Origin of the sequence: Pseudoalteromonas sp. SCSIO 43101 (genome assembly GCF_023650775.1) — a bacterium.
Taxonomy (GTDB): domain Bacteria; phylum Pseudomonadota; class Gammaproteobacteria; order Enterobacterales; family Alteromonadaceae; genus Pseudoalteromonas; species Pseudoalteromonas apostichopi.
In genome coordinates, this window is sequence record NZ_CP072673.1 from 1,791,234 (window position 1) to 1,805,060 (window position 13,827).

A 13,827-nucleotide genomic window follows, 5' to 3' on the forward strand; every position below is an offset into this window, starting at 1 on the left:
ATAGCCTAAAAAAGGGGCCGAAGCCCCTGCAATTTAGGATAAATTTTAATTAAATGAGTAACGTGCGTTACTACATGTTAGGGTAGTTTGGTCCACCAGCTCCCTCAGGGGTTACCCAAGTAATGTTTTGACTAGGGTCTTTTATGTCACAGGTTTTACAGTGAACACAGTTTTGCGAATTGATAACAAACTCTTTCTCACCTTCGACTTCCTGAACTTCGTAAACACCAGCAGGGCAGTAGCGTTGTGCAGGCTCATCAAATTGTACCAAATTCACTTTGATGGGAATCGAGTTATCTTTTAGCTTTAAATGACATGGCTGCGATTCTTCATGATTGGTATTTGATAAAAACACAGATGAAAGTTTATCGAAGCTAAGTTTGCCATCTGCTTTCGGGTAGTCGATTTTTTCAGCCTGATCAGCAGTGACTAAGGTGGCATGGTCTGGCATGTTATCTTCAAAATTAAACGGTAAGCTGCCACCGAATAGGTTTTGATCAAGCGTATTGTAAGCACCGCCTAAGAACTTACCTAGTTTATGCATAACAGGGCCAAAGTTCCGCGATTGATATAGCTCTTTATAAGCCCAGCTTTGTTCAAAGGCTGTTTTATATTCAGCTAAATCAGCATTTTCTTTACCATCACCTAGGGCTTCTAAAATGACATCAGCTGCGACCATGCCAGACTTCATTGCCGTATGATTACCTTTAATTTTGGCAAAATTTAATGTGCCAGCATCACAGCCCACGAGTAAACCACCCGGAAAGTGCATTTTTGGTAATGAGCGCAGCCCACCTTTTGCAATAGCCCTAGCACCATAAGCTATACGTTCGCCCCCTTCTAAAACATCTTTAAAAATAGGGTGATGTTTCATACGTTGGAATTCATCAAACGGACTCAAATGCGGGTTCGAATAGTTCAGATCAACAATTAAACCAACAACAACTTGGTTGTTGTCGCTGTGGTACATAAACGCACCACCGCTGGTATCACCTGTTAACGGCCAACCTGTACCATGTACTACGGTGCCTTCTTTGTGTTTACTTGGATCGATTTGCCAAATTTCTTTGAAGCCTAAACCGTAATGCTGTGGTGACGCATCTTTATCAAGGGCAAAGTGTTTGATTAGCTCTTTACCTAAATGACCGCGGCAGCCTTCAGCAAATACGGTGTATTTAGCTCTAAGCTCCATACCTGGCATATAACCATCTTTTTCGTTGCCGTCTTTATCAAGACCCATATCGCCGGTAATAATGCCTTTAACTGTATCTTCTTCAATGATTAGAGAGTGCGCGCTAAACCCTGGGAAAATTTCTACACCTAAATTTTCAGCTTGCTCGGCTAAAAAGCGACACACATTACCCATAGAAACTATGTAATTACCGTCGTTATGAAAAGTTTTAGGACTAGCAAAGTGGGGGATGCTAGTGGCTTTCTCACTGTTATTGAACCAGTAAATGTCATCTTGAGTTACTTTAGTAGTAACGGGAGCGCCTAATGACTGCCAATCAGGTAGTAATTCATCGAGTGCTTTAGTCTCAAAAACGGCACCCGATAAAATGTGTGCGCCCACCTCAGAGCCTTTTTCTACCACACAGATCATTAATTCTTGTTGTTTTTCTTGTGCTTGTTTAGCCAATCTAATTGCAGTTGATAAACCTGCTGGGCCTGCGCCTACGATGACTACATCAAATTCCATGGTTTCGCGTTCGACCATATTAACCTCTTCTCGGTGACGGACCTGCTGTAAAGAACCTTATTTCATACTTGCAAATGAAACGTTACAGGCTGTGAATACTTTAAGGTTATTTTAGGTTGACGTTTACGTCAACAGGAAGTAGTCTGAATTCATAAAATAAATAAGTTGACGCGAAGGTTAACTTTGAGAACACACAATTGATGGAGTCACGATGAAAGTCCTCGTTCCAATTAAAAGAGTAATTGACTACAACGTCAAAGCACGCGTTAAAGCCGATAAAACGGATGTTGATTTAGCTAATGTGAAAATGGCGATGAACCCGTTTTGTGAAATTGCAATTGAAGAAGCTATTCGTTTAAAAGAAGCAGGAACTGCCACTGAGGTTGTTGCTGTGACTATTGGTAATAAATCATCTCAAGAGCAATTACGTACAGCGTTAGCACTTGGTGCTGATAAAGCCATTCATATTGAAACAGAAGAAAAGCTTGAGTCTTTGCATGTTGCTAAATTACTTAGCAAGATTGTAGAGCAAGAATCACCTGAGCTAGTTATTTTAGGTAAGCAATCGATTGACTCTGACAACAATCAAACTGGGCAAATGCTTGCTGCATTAACTGGTCGTGGCCAAGGTACCTTTGCGTCTAAAGTGGACGTACAAGCAGGTACGGTTAATGTAACACGTGAAGTAGACGGCGGTTTACAAACTGTTGCGCTGAAACTCCCAGCTATCGTTACCACAGACTTACGTTTAAATGAGCCACGCTATGCTTCATTACCAAACATTATGAAGGCTAAGCGTAAACCGCTTGATGTTATTGCCGCTGATAGTCTCGGTGTAGACCTTACTCCTCGCGTGCAATTGGTTGAAGTTAACGAGCCAGAAAAGCGCAGCGGCGGTATTGTTGTAGAAGATGTAGCGACATTAGTAGAAAAGTTAAAAACAGAAGCGAAGGTGATCTAAATGAAAACATTAGTGATAGCCGAACACGACAAAGGTGTTCTAAAGCCTGAAACCAATAAAACGGTTACAGCTGCTGTTAAACTAGGCTTCGATGTAGATTTATTACTTGCAGGTGAAAACTTATCTGCAATGAGTGAGCAAGCAGCGTCAATTGCAGGTGTAAGCAACGTTTTAATTGCAGATGATGCAGCTTATGCACACCAACTAGCTGAAAACGTCGCGGATCTGGTTTTATCTTTAGCAGATAACTATTCACACATTGTCGCGAGCGCAACAACAACGGGTAAAAACTTTATGCCGCGTGTTGCAGCACTTCTTTATGTCGCTCAAATCTCAGAAATCATTGATGTGATTGATGCTGATACCTTCAAGCGTCCTATCTATGCTGGTAATGCAATTGCGACAGTAAAATCACTTGATAGCAAAAAGGTTATTACCGTTCGTGCAAGTAGCTTTGATGTTGCACCAGAGCAAGCACCTGTAGCTGCAACTAGTGTTACAGGTAAAGGTTCAGTTGGTCTGAGCGAGTTTGTATCAGAAGAACAAACTGAATCAGAACGTCCAGAGCTGACTGCTGCACCTGTGGTTATTTCAGGTGGTCGCGGTATGCAAAATGGTGAAAACTTTGCGTTGTTAAATGGTATTGCCGATAAATTAGGCGCAGCCATTGGTGCTTCACGTGCCGCTGTAGATGCGGGCTTTGTACCAAATGATATGCAAGTGGGTCAAACAGGTAAAATTGTTGCCCCAGATCTATATATTGCTGTGGGTATCAGTGGTGCAATTCAACACCTAGCGGGTATGAAAGACTCTAAAGTGATTGTTGCCATCAATAAAGACCCTGACGCACCAATATTCCAAGTCGCTGACTACGGTTTAGTTGCGGATTTATTTGATGTGTTACCAGAGCTAGAAAGCGCTCTGTAACCCATAACGATTCTGGTTGTTAAAAGCTGTTCACCTTTTCGGTGCGCAGCTTTTTTTCGTTTCAATTTTCAGGTTACTGTTTTACCGGAAGGTAACCAAACTCAAGCAGCCTCTGTTGTATCTTGTGTGATTTAACAATTACATCGAGCCTATTACCAATCTTTTTTGAGCGTGGTGATTGTGTATTAACAATAAGCACAAGAGGCCTAACAAAGGCATAATCGCCATTTTGAATTGATTCGACTGAAGGACTAACACCATCAATCTGGAGTAAAGCAACCTTATTAATGCGTCTGTCATTTTCTAATTTACTGATAGCACCATATGAATCATAGGCAATGGCATTTGGTATACGTTGCACTATCCCCAGTGCTTGATTGAACTGATCGTAAAGCTCAACTTTCTTATCTGAAAATAAACCTCTGTTACCCGCTATTTTTAGGCGTATAAAGTTACTGCCAGGTTCTTGGATATAATCTAAATTTAGATATTCTAAAAATACATCAAAGCTGCCATGGTTAGTGCCTTTACTAAAAAGCAGGATCTCATCATTTTTTGCACTAAGCTCAGGTGTATAAGGTGAAACCTCAGACCACGCCTTTAGTTTACCTTGGTAGATATCGCTTAGCTTTTTAGTGGTAAGTTCAGTGATGTTTAAGTTTTTATTTACAAAAAATGCGATTGCATCTTGGGCTATGATTATTTGCCGCAAAAAAGGCCAGCGTTGTTGCTCTTCTTTTGATAAATAACGGGAGCTGGTGCCGATATCGATAACATTTTCGGCAATGGCTTTAATGCCTTTATCACTGCCCATCGGTCTAATTTGTATGCTATTGCCAAACTCTTGGCTTAAGTCATCTTTTATATCGACTAATAATTCTGCCACTGTGGTTGAGCCTGCAATAAAAATTGGTTTCGAATTAATATTTTCTTCAATTGCATACGCACTATGTGCAGAGATAAGGGTTGTAGATAGCAAAAGGGCTTTCATAGAGCGAAATAGCATAGTAGACACAAACTCCTTAATAGTTAGCTTCTTATCAATATAGGCAATATGTCTGGCTTTGCTAATTCTTTAGACTGTAATTTTTTAAAATATTTAATGATTTACACACAAAAAAGCCGCTCGAAAGCGGCTTTTAAATAATCTAGCGTTACTTATTAGTAAGTCGCGCTGCCTTTTGTACGAGGGAAGGCGATAACGTCACGAACGTTGCCCATACCTGTTACATAAGCAACTAAGCGCTCAAAACCTAAACCAAAACCAGAGTGTGGAACAGTACCGTATTTACGCAGATCACGGTACCAGCTGTAGTCTTCTTTATCTAAGCCCATTTCTTCTAAACGTTTGTCTAGTACATCTAGGCGCTCCTCGCGTTGAGAGCCGCCGATGATTTCACCGATACCCGGCGCAACGACATCCATCGCTGCCACTGTTTTGCCGTCTTCGTTTTGACGCATGTAGAACGCTTTTATATCACGCGGGTAATTTTTGATAACTACTGGTGCGTTAAAGTGTTCTTCAGCAAGGTAACGCTCGTGCTCAGATTGTAAATCTACACCCCATTCAACAGCGAACTCGAACTTCTTGCCGCATGCTTTTAAGATTTCGATAGCATCAGTGTAATCGACTTGAGCGAAATCTTTTGTAACGAACTCTTCTAAACGAGAGATAGCTGTTTTCTCTACACGTTGTGCAAAGAATTCCATGTCATCACGACGTTCAGTTAATACTGCATTGAAAACATATTTCAGCATGTCTTCAGCAAGTTTTGCGATATCTTCTAAATCTGCGAACGCAACTTCAGGTTCAACCATCCAAAACTCTGCTAAGTGACGCGATGTGTTTGAGTTCTCAGCACGGAAAGTAGGACCAAAGGTATAGATTTTTGACATTGCAGATGCGTATGTCTCACCATTTAACTGACCAGATACAGTTAAGAACGCTTCTTTACCGAAGAAATCTTCGCTGTAATCGATGTCACCTTTATCTGTACGTGGCAAGTTTTGCATATCTAAAGTAGATACACGGAACATTTCACCTGCACCTTCACAGTCACTTGCAGTGATAATAGGCGTGCTGATCCAGTAGAAACCTTGTTCGTGATAAAAACGGTGAATCGCTTGTGCTAAACAGTTACGTACACGAGTTACTGCGCCCATAATGTTAGTACGAGGGCGAAGGTGCGCATGTTCACGTAAATACTCAATGCTGTGACGTTTAGCTGACATAGGGTAAGTATCTGGGTTCTCAACCCAACCTAATACTTCAACAGAGTTAGCCTGAATCTCGAAAGACTGACCTTGGCCTGCTGAAGGAACAAGGATACCGGTTACAGAGACTGAACAACCAGCAGTTAAACGTGTGACTTCATCATAATTATTGAGTGAATTAGGTACTACCGCTTGAATAGGATCAAAACACGAACCGTCATGAACGGCTAAAAATGAAATTCCTGCTTTTGAATCGCGGCGTGTACGGATCCAGCCTTTTACTGTTACTTGGCTGTCTACCGCAACCTTGCCTTTTAATAGCTCTGAAATCGCTAAATGGCTCATCTTCACTCCAATGATATAAGTTGCCTAATATTATAATGCTGTGCATTGCACTTGAATCGACTATCTTACCTTCGTAAATCAAATAAAAAAACTATTCAGGCGTACTCTTTAGTAGTTTTTCTTCAATTGGATAAAATAGCAGCAATATTTTGCGTAAAATTTGCGTTTATTTAAATTCTCGCTGCGCTAATTGGTTATTTTGTGGCATTATTAACAATTCTCAACAGGATAACTGTCCTTTAGTCTTTAATTAATTTGTATAACAGGTGCTATGAAACAAGTTTTTATTCTTCGCGGCTTACCAGGTTCAGGTAAATCATATTATGCACAAAGCCTTGCTGATGAGTTGGTAGCAGGTAATGAAAGTGACTATGTAGTGTGCGCAACAGATGATTATTTTTACAATAGCGAAGGTGTATATCAATTTGATAAGTACAAGCTACCTGAATATCATAATCTAAACCTTGCGCGCTTTATTAATGCTTTAGCAGAAGAAATTCCGCTAGTGATTGTTGATAACACCAATATCAAAAAGTGGGAATTTATCGCTTACGCACAAGCTGCCACTGCATTGGGTTATCAAGTAAAAGAAGTCATCGTTGGTGAAATTAAAGATAAATCATTGCAGCACCTATACGCTAAGCGCTGTGAACATAAAGTACCGCTTCGAATGATCAGTAAAATGGCTTATATGTTTGAATGGTAAAGTTTAAAGGAAAAGGAAGCAGCAGCTTCCTTTTTTAATGTCTTCAATACGCTTGTTGTTCAATGGCTGCAAAAATAGCATCACATAATTTCGTTAGGCTTTGTTCATTGCTTATATATGGCGGCATTAAATAAATTAACTTGCCAAATGGGCGGATCCAAACACCTTGCTCTATAAAAAAGCGTTGAATTTTAGCTACATCAACATTTTGATTAAGCTCTACAACACCAATAGCGCCTAATGTGCGCACATCAACGACTGCCTCGAGTTGCTTACATTTAGTAAGTTGGGATGTTAGCACGTCATTTATGTGTTCAATTTGTTCTTGCCAAGGTTGCTCTAGTAGTAAATCAATACTCGCGCAGGCTGTGGCACAGGCAAGCGGGTTACCCATAAACGTTGGGCCATGCATTAATACGCCGGCTTCACCTTCACTGATCCCAACAGCGACTTTGCTGGTGGTTAATGTTGCTGATAGCGTCATCATGCCACCTGTTAATGCTTTGCCAATACATAAAATATCTGGCTCGATATTGGCATGTTCAACAGCAAACAAGGTACCGGTGCGGCCAAACCCTGTGGCGATTTCATCACAAATAAGTAAAACATCATACTTATCGCAAAGAATGCGCAGGTGTTTTAAGTAATCAGGATGGTAAAAATTCATGCCTCCGGCATTTTGAACAATGGGTTCAATGATAAAAGCAGCCACATCTTGATGATGAGCTGCAAAATAGCTTTCAAGCGTATCCGCTTCAGCAGGGCTAAACTCTTCATTAAATTTAGAAATAGGAGCCGGCACAAAAACATGTTCAGGTAAAAACCCTGAATACATGCTGTGCATTGAATTTATTGGATCGCAAACGCTCATGGCTGCGAAGGTGTCGCCATGATAACCCTTTAGCGGCGTCATTAACTTTTGCTTGCTGGTGTATCCTTGGCTTAACCAGTATTGCAAAGCCATTTTGATTGCGACTTCAACACTCACAGAGCCACTATCGGCTAAGAACACTTTATCAAGTGAAGCAGGTGTCATACTTACCAACTTTTTACACAGCTCAACAGCGGGCTCATGAGTTAAGCCACCAAACATGACATGGCTCATTTTGCTAACTTGCTTGGTGATTGCCTCATTTAAAACAGGGTGGCAGTAACCATGAATTGCACTCCACCAAGAGGCCATACCATCTATTAGGCTTTCACCTGTTTCTAAGAAAATACGATTTGCATTTGCATGACTTACTGGATACACGGGAAGGGGTTGAGTCATAGAAGTATAAGGGTGCCAAATATGGTCACGATCAAAATCTAAATCTACTGGTTGTTTATTAATCATATGTAAACTTTATATCACTTCAATTCATTGACAATGTTACGTCAAGTCGTAGACTAAGCCAAACAAACCGTCCTAATAATTTAAAAAAGAGACTATTATGGAGCACGCAGTTGTCCGTCACGATTGGACTCACCAAGAAGTAAAAGCATTATTCGAAATGCCATTCAATGATTTGTTATTTAAAGCGGCCAGTGTTCACCGTGAAAACTTCAACCCAAATGAAGTACAAATTTCTACTTTGTTATCTATTAAAACCGGTGCTTGCCCAGAAGATTGCAAATATTGTCCTCAGTCAGGTCATTATAAAACAGACCTAGACCGTGAGCGCCTTATGGAAGTAGAAAAAGTGGTTGAGCAAGCGCGTGTTGCTAAAGAAAAAGGGGCAACACGTTTTTGTATGGGGGCTGCTTGGTCTGACCCTAAAGAGCGAGATATGCCATATATTTCAAAAATGGTAAAAGAAGTTAAAGAACTTGGGCTTGAGACTTGTATGACACTTGGCATGCTAGATAACGAAAAAGCTCATGCATTAAAAGACGCCGGTCTTGATTACTACAACCATAACCTTGATACATCGCCAGAGTATTATCAACAGATCATTACAACACGTACTTATCAAGACCGTTTAAATACCATTGATAATGTACGTGATGCCGGAATGAAAGTGTGTTCAGGTGGTATAGTCGGTATGGGAGAGCAGGCTGCTGATCGTTTTGGTTTATTAATGCAATTAGCAAACTTGCCGCAACAGCCAGAGAGTGTGCCAATTAACATGTTAGTTAAGGTGAAAGGTACACCTCTTGAAGATGTAGAAGACTTAGATCATTTTGAGTTCATTCGTACTATCGCAGTTGCACGTATTATGATGCCTAAAAGTTATGTTCGTTTATCAGCTGGCCGTACTGCGATGAATGAACAAATGCAATCTATGTGTTTCTTTGCTGGTGCTAATTCAATTTTCTACGGTGATAAGTTACTGACTACAGAAAACCCTGAAGCAGACGCTGATATGATGCTGATTAAAAAATTAGGTATGAACCCAGAAACCCGTGAAGATTATTCTGATGAAGCGGTTGCAGCATCGCTTTCTTCAAAAGTTGCCGATAAAGCAACATCAGAACTATTTTACGAAGCGTAACATTTTAATGGCTTTCGATTTTATTGCCGAGCATCTTGAAGAGCGTCAAGCAGATGCATTACTGAGACAGCGTCAACTTGTTGAGCAATCAAGCGGGCGTTTTATAAAAGTTGCTGGTAAACAATATTTAAATTTTGCCAGTAATGACTACCTTGGCTTTGCTGATGATTTTATCGAAATACAAGCGCAGCAACTAGGTAGCCACAGTTCTGCTCTAGTGAATGGCTATAATAAAGCGCAGCAACAGCTTGAACAGCGTTTATGCAAGCTATTAGGCTTTGAAAGCGCGATGTTATTTAATAGCGGATTTAGTGCAAATAGCAGCGTATTAAAAGCATTGTTTCAAGATAAAAGCGTGGCGCAATCATCGGCAATTTTTCAAGATAAGCTCAATCATGCCAGCTTAATTGATGGCGGCCTTCATTCTGCCGCTGCTATGGTGCGTTTTAATCATAACGACCTAAAGCATTTAGAATCTCGGCTACAAAAGTCAAAAGCAAAGCATAGACTCATTGTGAGTGAAGGGGTGTTTTCAATGGATGGTGATAAAGCCCCCATTGAAGAACTGTTTAAACTTGCTAAACAATACGGTGCGTGGCTCATGATTGACGACGCCCATGGCTTTGGCGTATTGGGTGAGCAAGGCTTAGGAAGTTGTGAGGTAATCAAGCCAGATTTATTAATTATCACCTTTGGAAAGGCACTTGCAAGTAGTGGTGCTTGCCTGCTTGCGTCAAAACAAATGGTTGATTACATGCTGCAGTATAATCGTGAATACATCTATTCAACAGCGATGTCACCATTGATGGCAAGTTGTACCCTTGAGCGACTTGAAAAGTTAATTAAGGCTGATGAGAAACGCTCTCAGCTTATAGAGAATATTGCCTACTTTAGAGTGCTTGCTAAAGAGCATAACTTAGCATTAATGGAATCAACAACGGCTATACAACCTTTGGTTCTAGGTGATGCAGAACATACACTTGCCGTTGCGAATAAGCTCAAAGAAAAAGGTGTATGGTTAACTGCTATTCGACCACCCACGGTACCTTATAATACGGCACGACTTAGGATCACCTTAAGTAGCGCGCATCAACCTGAGGATATAAAACAGCTGGTTGATTCGCTAGTGGAGTGTTTATGATTGTTCAACTGCAAGCCGCTACAAATTGTCAAAGTAATAAGCTAACAACACAAACTAAGTTTTCTAGAGCCGCTGCAAATTATGCAAGTCATGCCAATGTTCAAAAACAAGCTGCTACACACTTATTTAAAATGATGGCAAATAAGCATCAGCAGGGTACTTGCCTTGACTTAGGGGCAGGGCCTTTAGTTAACACGGCAATGCTTAAAACACATTTTGATACTGTACTGGCAATGGACTTAAGTCATTCCATGCTAAGCACAGAGCAAAGCCCGCGTTGTTTAAAAGTGTGTGCTGATATGGATAACTTACCTTTACAACAAAATACACTTGATTGTGTATTTAGTAATTTTGCAATGCAATGGTCTGCTGATTTTAAAGAACTGCTTAAAAACCTTTTTTGTTCTTTAAAAATAGGCGGAAAAGTCTATTTAAGTTGCGTTGTAGATGGATCGCTTAAAGAGATTAAACAAGCATTTAGTTGCATAGATCAGCAAAGTCATATTAATCAATTCCATTGTGCTAATAAGGTTATTGAGTATGCAAAATCTGCGGGGTTTAAACTGAATTTTGCTGCCGATAGATGTTACATAGATACCTATAATTCACCCTTAGAAGCCCTGCGTTCGATTAAAGCTATTGGCGCTACATCACTACAAACTAAGCAAAAACGCCAAGGGTTATTAACGAGGCATGCCCTCAATAGTGTTTGTAAGGCATACCCTCTGGTTGATGGGCATGCTAGAGTGAGCTATCAAGTTGTCCTTTTAGAACTAGAAAAATAGAATTAATTAAATAATGAAAGAATTTTTTATCACTGGTACAGACACCGATGCTGGAAAAACCCATGTAACCAGTTTGTTGTTAAACTTGCTGGCGCAACATAAACAGCGTGCCGTTGGTTTTAAACCTATTGCTGCAGGTGCAGAAGAAGCATTTGGTCAGCTAGTTAACGATGATGCTTTAACTTTAATGGAAAGCTCATCGATTGGGGTTAAATATAACATTGTTAACCCCTTTACTTATGAGCCACCCATTGCACCGCATATTGCCGCTGCTCAAGTAGGCGATAGACTCACATTTGACAAGCTCGATGCTGCTTATGCGAATGTAAAAGCACTCAATACTGATTATATTCTTACAGAAGGTGCTGGTGGCTGGTGTTTGCCTATCAACGAAACTGATTTGCTCTGTGATTGGGTTAAATCACAAGACCTTCATGTTATTTTAGTGGTTGGCTTGAAGCTAGGCTGCCTTAATCATGCTTTATTAACTGCTAGTCACTTTAAAGCACTTGGTGTCAATTGTGTGGGTTGGATTGCAAATCATGTAGATCCTAATATGCGTGAGCAAGACGCAAATTTAGAAACCTTAAAATCAACATTACCTTTCCCGCTTTTAGCGATTAGTCCTTATACAGAAGGCACTCCTAAGTTAAAAATTTACAAAACCTTACTTGAAATTTTATCTATCAACCCATAATAATTGAGTTGTTACTTTTGACATACTCTGTCACAATTGGTTGCAATTAGTTCCTTGCGACCAATTGCATATGTCTTAAACTAAGTTGGAAGTAAGCCCAGATAATTTTATTAACTAACGATTTTTAACCATGTCGTTAGTTAATACAATTGGTATGTTTATTCTGAGGTTTTTATGAAGCGTGTATTTTTGTTTCTACTGACTAACTTAGCGGTAATGCTAGTGTTAGGTATTGTGTTGTCTATTGTGATGAGCGTACTGGGTATTAGCCATCGCAGTCTAGGCGGCATTTTAGTTATTTCAACCGTATTTGGTTTTGGTGGCTCGTTTATTTCGTTATTTATGTCGAAATGGATGGCAAAAAAATCAACCGGTGCACATGTTATTGAACAGCCACGTTCTGAAACAGAACAATGGTTAGTTTCGACGGTAGCGGCGCAAGCAAAAAAAGCAGGGATCGCGATGCCAGAAGTGGCTATTTACGATAGCCCTGAAATGAACGCATTTGCGACTGGCCCAAGCAAGAACAACTCACTGGTGGCTGTGAGCACCGGTTTATTACACAACATGAACCAAGATCAAGCTGAGGCTGTATTGGCTCATGAGGTATCACACATTGCAAATGGCGACATGGTAACGCTTACTCTTATTCAAGGTGTAGTGAATACCTTTGTTATCTTTATGGCGAAAGTATTAGCTGGTATTGTTGATAACTTCTTAAATAGTGATGAAGAAGAGGGCGGTAGTAGCTGGACTTACTTCTTGTTCGATATGATTTTCCAAATGCTATTTGGTGTTCTAGCAAGTGTGATTGTTGCTTACTATAGCCGTAAACGCGAGTTCTCTGCGGATGCCGGTGCAGCAAGACTTGTAGGTGCAGACAAAATGCGTAGTGCTCTTGAGCGCTTAAAACAAAACCACCCATCACAACTAGAAGGTTCAATGATGGCGTTTGGTATTGCAAGCGGTAAAGGTGTTGCCGAGTTATTCTCATCGCACCCACCACTTGATGAGCGTATTAACGCATTACGTTAATTGTAAAGACGAAAAAGCCAGCTTGATGCTGGCTTTTTTTATTGTTGGTTTTTCTCGCGCTCGAGTTGTTGTGGTAATAAAACCTCAACAATTTCACGGGCCGGTAAGGTATATCTTACACCATCGAACATCACTGAAGTGTGTTCATCAATACTAGTGATCCCTGTTAAAGTCCAGCCTTCGCCGCGTTCTTTACAGTAGACTGTGGTGGTAGGTTGAATTACTTTAAATTCTTCACTCATCGAACTTAATCTAATTGCTTGAAATTGCATTTATAGTAAGACAATAATGCCAGCTCATAAAGTAAAAAGAAGAAATTAACGTGTCAAACCACGATGACTTAGCCTTTGACTTACGCCCCATTCGTCATAAAGATTGTCAAGCGATTTGGGGTATTTTAAAAGATCCCCATGTTCAATCGTTTAATGATTATAGTAGTGACATAACGAAAGGTGACGTATATGACTTTATTCAAGGCGACATAGAACGTTTTTATAATCAACAAGGCATTCGTTTAGTTATTGTTTTAAGAAGTAGTGGGCAAGTTATTGGCAGTGTTGGCCTATTTAACATAATTAACGGGCAAGGTATGTTGGGATTTGAATTGTCATCGCAATTCTTTGGCAAGGGGATAATGCAAAAGGTATTAGAAATGCTATTTGACAAACTGACTACCTTTGTAGCGACTCCGCTTAACAGTGTGGTGGCTTTAGTTAATCCAAATAATAGTGCAAGTATTAAGCTGTTAAAAAAATGCGGCTTTCAAAATCATGAAGCTCACTGGATAAAGTATATTAAATAATTACTATAATAATACAATCTTATTCTGCTAGTGTTGCTACT

Annotated in this window: 14 protein-coding genes; 9 read left to right on the forward strand and 5 right to left on the reverse strand. The window is 40.1% G+C overall.

The window, feature by feature from the left end; all coding sequences use genetic code 11:
- Window positions 1-70 precede the first annotated feature (70 nt).
- On the reverse strand, window positions 71-1,717 hold the full coding sequence (locus J8Z25_RS08395) for an electron transfer flavoprotein-ubiquinone oxidoreductase (protein ID WP_250661971.1): 1,647 nt from the start codon (window positions 1,715-1,717) through the stop codon (window positions 71-73).
- A gap of 193 nt (window positions 1,718-1,910) precedes the next feature.
- On the opposite strand from J8Z25_RS08395, the gene J8Z25_RS08400 reads away from it, so the two are divergent.
- Complete coding sequence (locus J8Z25_RS08400; RefSeq protein ID WP_130051536.1) at window positions 1,911-2,660, forward strand: electron transfer flavoprotein subunit beta/FixA family protein; 750 nt, start codon at window positions 1,911-1,913, stop codon at window positions 2,658-2,660.
- Window positions 2,661-3,587: an FAD-binding protein gene (locus J8Z25_RS08405; RefSeq protein WP_250661972.1), complete on the forward strand. Its 927-nt coding sequence runs from the start codon at window positions 2,661-2,663 to the stop codon at window positions 3,585-3,587.
- A 73-nt stretch (window positions 3,588-3,660) separates the two neighbouring features.
- Here J8Z25_RS08405 and J8Z25_RS08410 read toward each other — a convergent pair whose 3' ends face one another.
- A complete protein-coding gene (locus tag J8Z25_RS08410; RefSeq protein WP_239977799.1) occupies window positions 3,661-4,593 on the reverse strand; it encodes a substrate-binding domain-containing protein in 933 nt (310 codons plus the stop codon).
- A gap of 155 nt (window positions 4,594-4,748) precedes the next feature.
- The gene (gene asnS, locus J8Z25_RS08415; RefSeq protein ID WP_130051533.1) at window positions 4,749-6,146 is read right to left on the reverse strand and encodes an asparagine--tRNA ligase; all 1,398 of its coding nucleotides are present in this window, start codon (window positions 6,144-6,146) and stop codon (window positions 4,749-4,751) included.
- A gap of 271 nt (window positions 6,147-6,417) precedes the next feature.
- Between asnS and J8Z25_RS08420 the strand changes: the two genes are divergently transcribed.
- Window positions 6,418-6,852 carry an AAA family ATPase gene (locus J8Z25_RS08420; RefSeq protein WP_130051532.1) on the forward strand — a complete coding sequence of 145 codons (435 nt, stop codon included), beginning with the start codon at window positions 6,418-6,420 and terminating at the stop codon, window positions 6,850-6,852.
- Between the two features lie 43 nt (window positions 6,853-6,895).
- Here the strand turns inward: J8Z25_RS08420 and bioA are convergent, their stop codons facing one another.
- Window positions 6,896-8,188 carry an adenosylmethionine--8-amino-7-oxononanoate transaminase gene (gene bioA / locus J8Z25_RS08425; protein WP_250661973.1) on the reverse strand — a complete coding sequence of 431 codons (1,293 nt, stop codon included), beginning with the start codon at window positions 8,186-8,188 and terminating at the stop codon, window positions 6,896-6,898.
- Between the two features lie 97 nt (window positions 8,189-8,285).
- On the opposite strand from bioA, the gene bioB reads away from it, so the two are divergent.
- The 5 genes from bioB to htpX all read left to right on the forward strand — a co-directional run bounded on the left by bioB (window position 8,286) and on the right by htpX (window position 12,984).
- Complete coding sequence (gene bioB / locus J8Z25_RS08430) at window positions 8,286-9,326, forward strand: biotin synthase BioB (RefSeq protein ID WP_054553903.1); 1,041 nt, start codon at window positions 8,286-8,288, stop codon at window positions 9,324-9,326.
- 7 nt (window positions 9,327-9,333) lie between these two features.
- Complete coding sequence (locus J8Z25_RS08435) at window positions 9,334-10,467, forward strand: aminotransferase class I/II-fold pyridoxal phosphate-dependent enzyme (RefSeq protein ID WP_250661974.1); 1,134 nt, start codon at window positions 9,334-9,336, stop codon at window positions 10,465-10,467.
- Window positions 10,464-11,252 (forward strand): methyltransferase domain-containing protein, encoded by a 789-nt coding sequence (locus J8Z25_RS08440; RefSeq protein WP_130051529.1) that lies wholly within the window; start codon window positions 10,464-10,466, stop codon window positions 11,250-11,252. The genes J8Z25_RS08435 and J8Z25_RS08440 overlap by 4 nt, the downstream gene beginning before the upstream one ends.
- A gap of 13 nt (window positions 11,253-11,265) precedes the next feature.
- Window positions 11,266-11,949 carry a dethiobiotin synthase gene (gene bioD, locus J8Z25_RS08445; RefSeq protein ID WP_250661975.1) on the forward strand — a complete coding sequence of 228 codons (684 nt, stop codon included), beginning with the start codon at window positions 11,266-11,268 and terminating at the stop codon, window positions 11,947-11,949.
- 174 nt (window positions 11,950-12,123) lie between these two features.
- Window positions 12,124-12,984, forward strand: a complete 861-nt coding sequence (gene htpX, locus J8Z25_RS08450; RefSeq protein WP_167657693.1) for a protease HtpX — start codon at window positions 12,124-12,126, stop codon at window positions 12,982-12,984.
- A 38-nt stretch (window positions 12,985-13,022) separates the two neighbouring features.
- Here the strand turns inward: htpX and J8Z25_RS08455 are convergent, their stop codons facing one another.
- The gene (locus J8Z25_RS08455) at window positions 13,023-13,226 is read right to left on the reverse strand and encodes a hypothetical protein (RefSeq protein ID WP_054561447.1); all 204 of its coding nucleotides are present in this window, start codon (window positions 13,224-13,226) and stop codon (window positions 13,023-13,025) included.
- 80 nt (window positions 13,227-13,306) lie between these two features.
- On the opposite strand from J8Z25_RS08455, the gene J8Z25_RS08460 reads away from it, so the two are divergent.
- Window positions 13,307-13,786 (forward strand): GNAT family N-acetyltransferase, encoded by a 480-nt coding sequence (locus J8Z25_RS08460; protein ID WP_250661976.1) that lies wholly within the window; start codon window positions 13,307-13,309, stop codon window positions 13,784-13,786.
- Window positions 13,787-13,827: the final 41 nt, after the last annotated feature.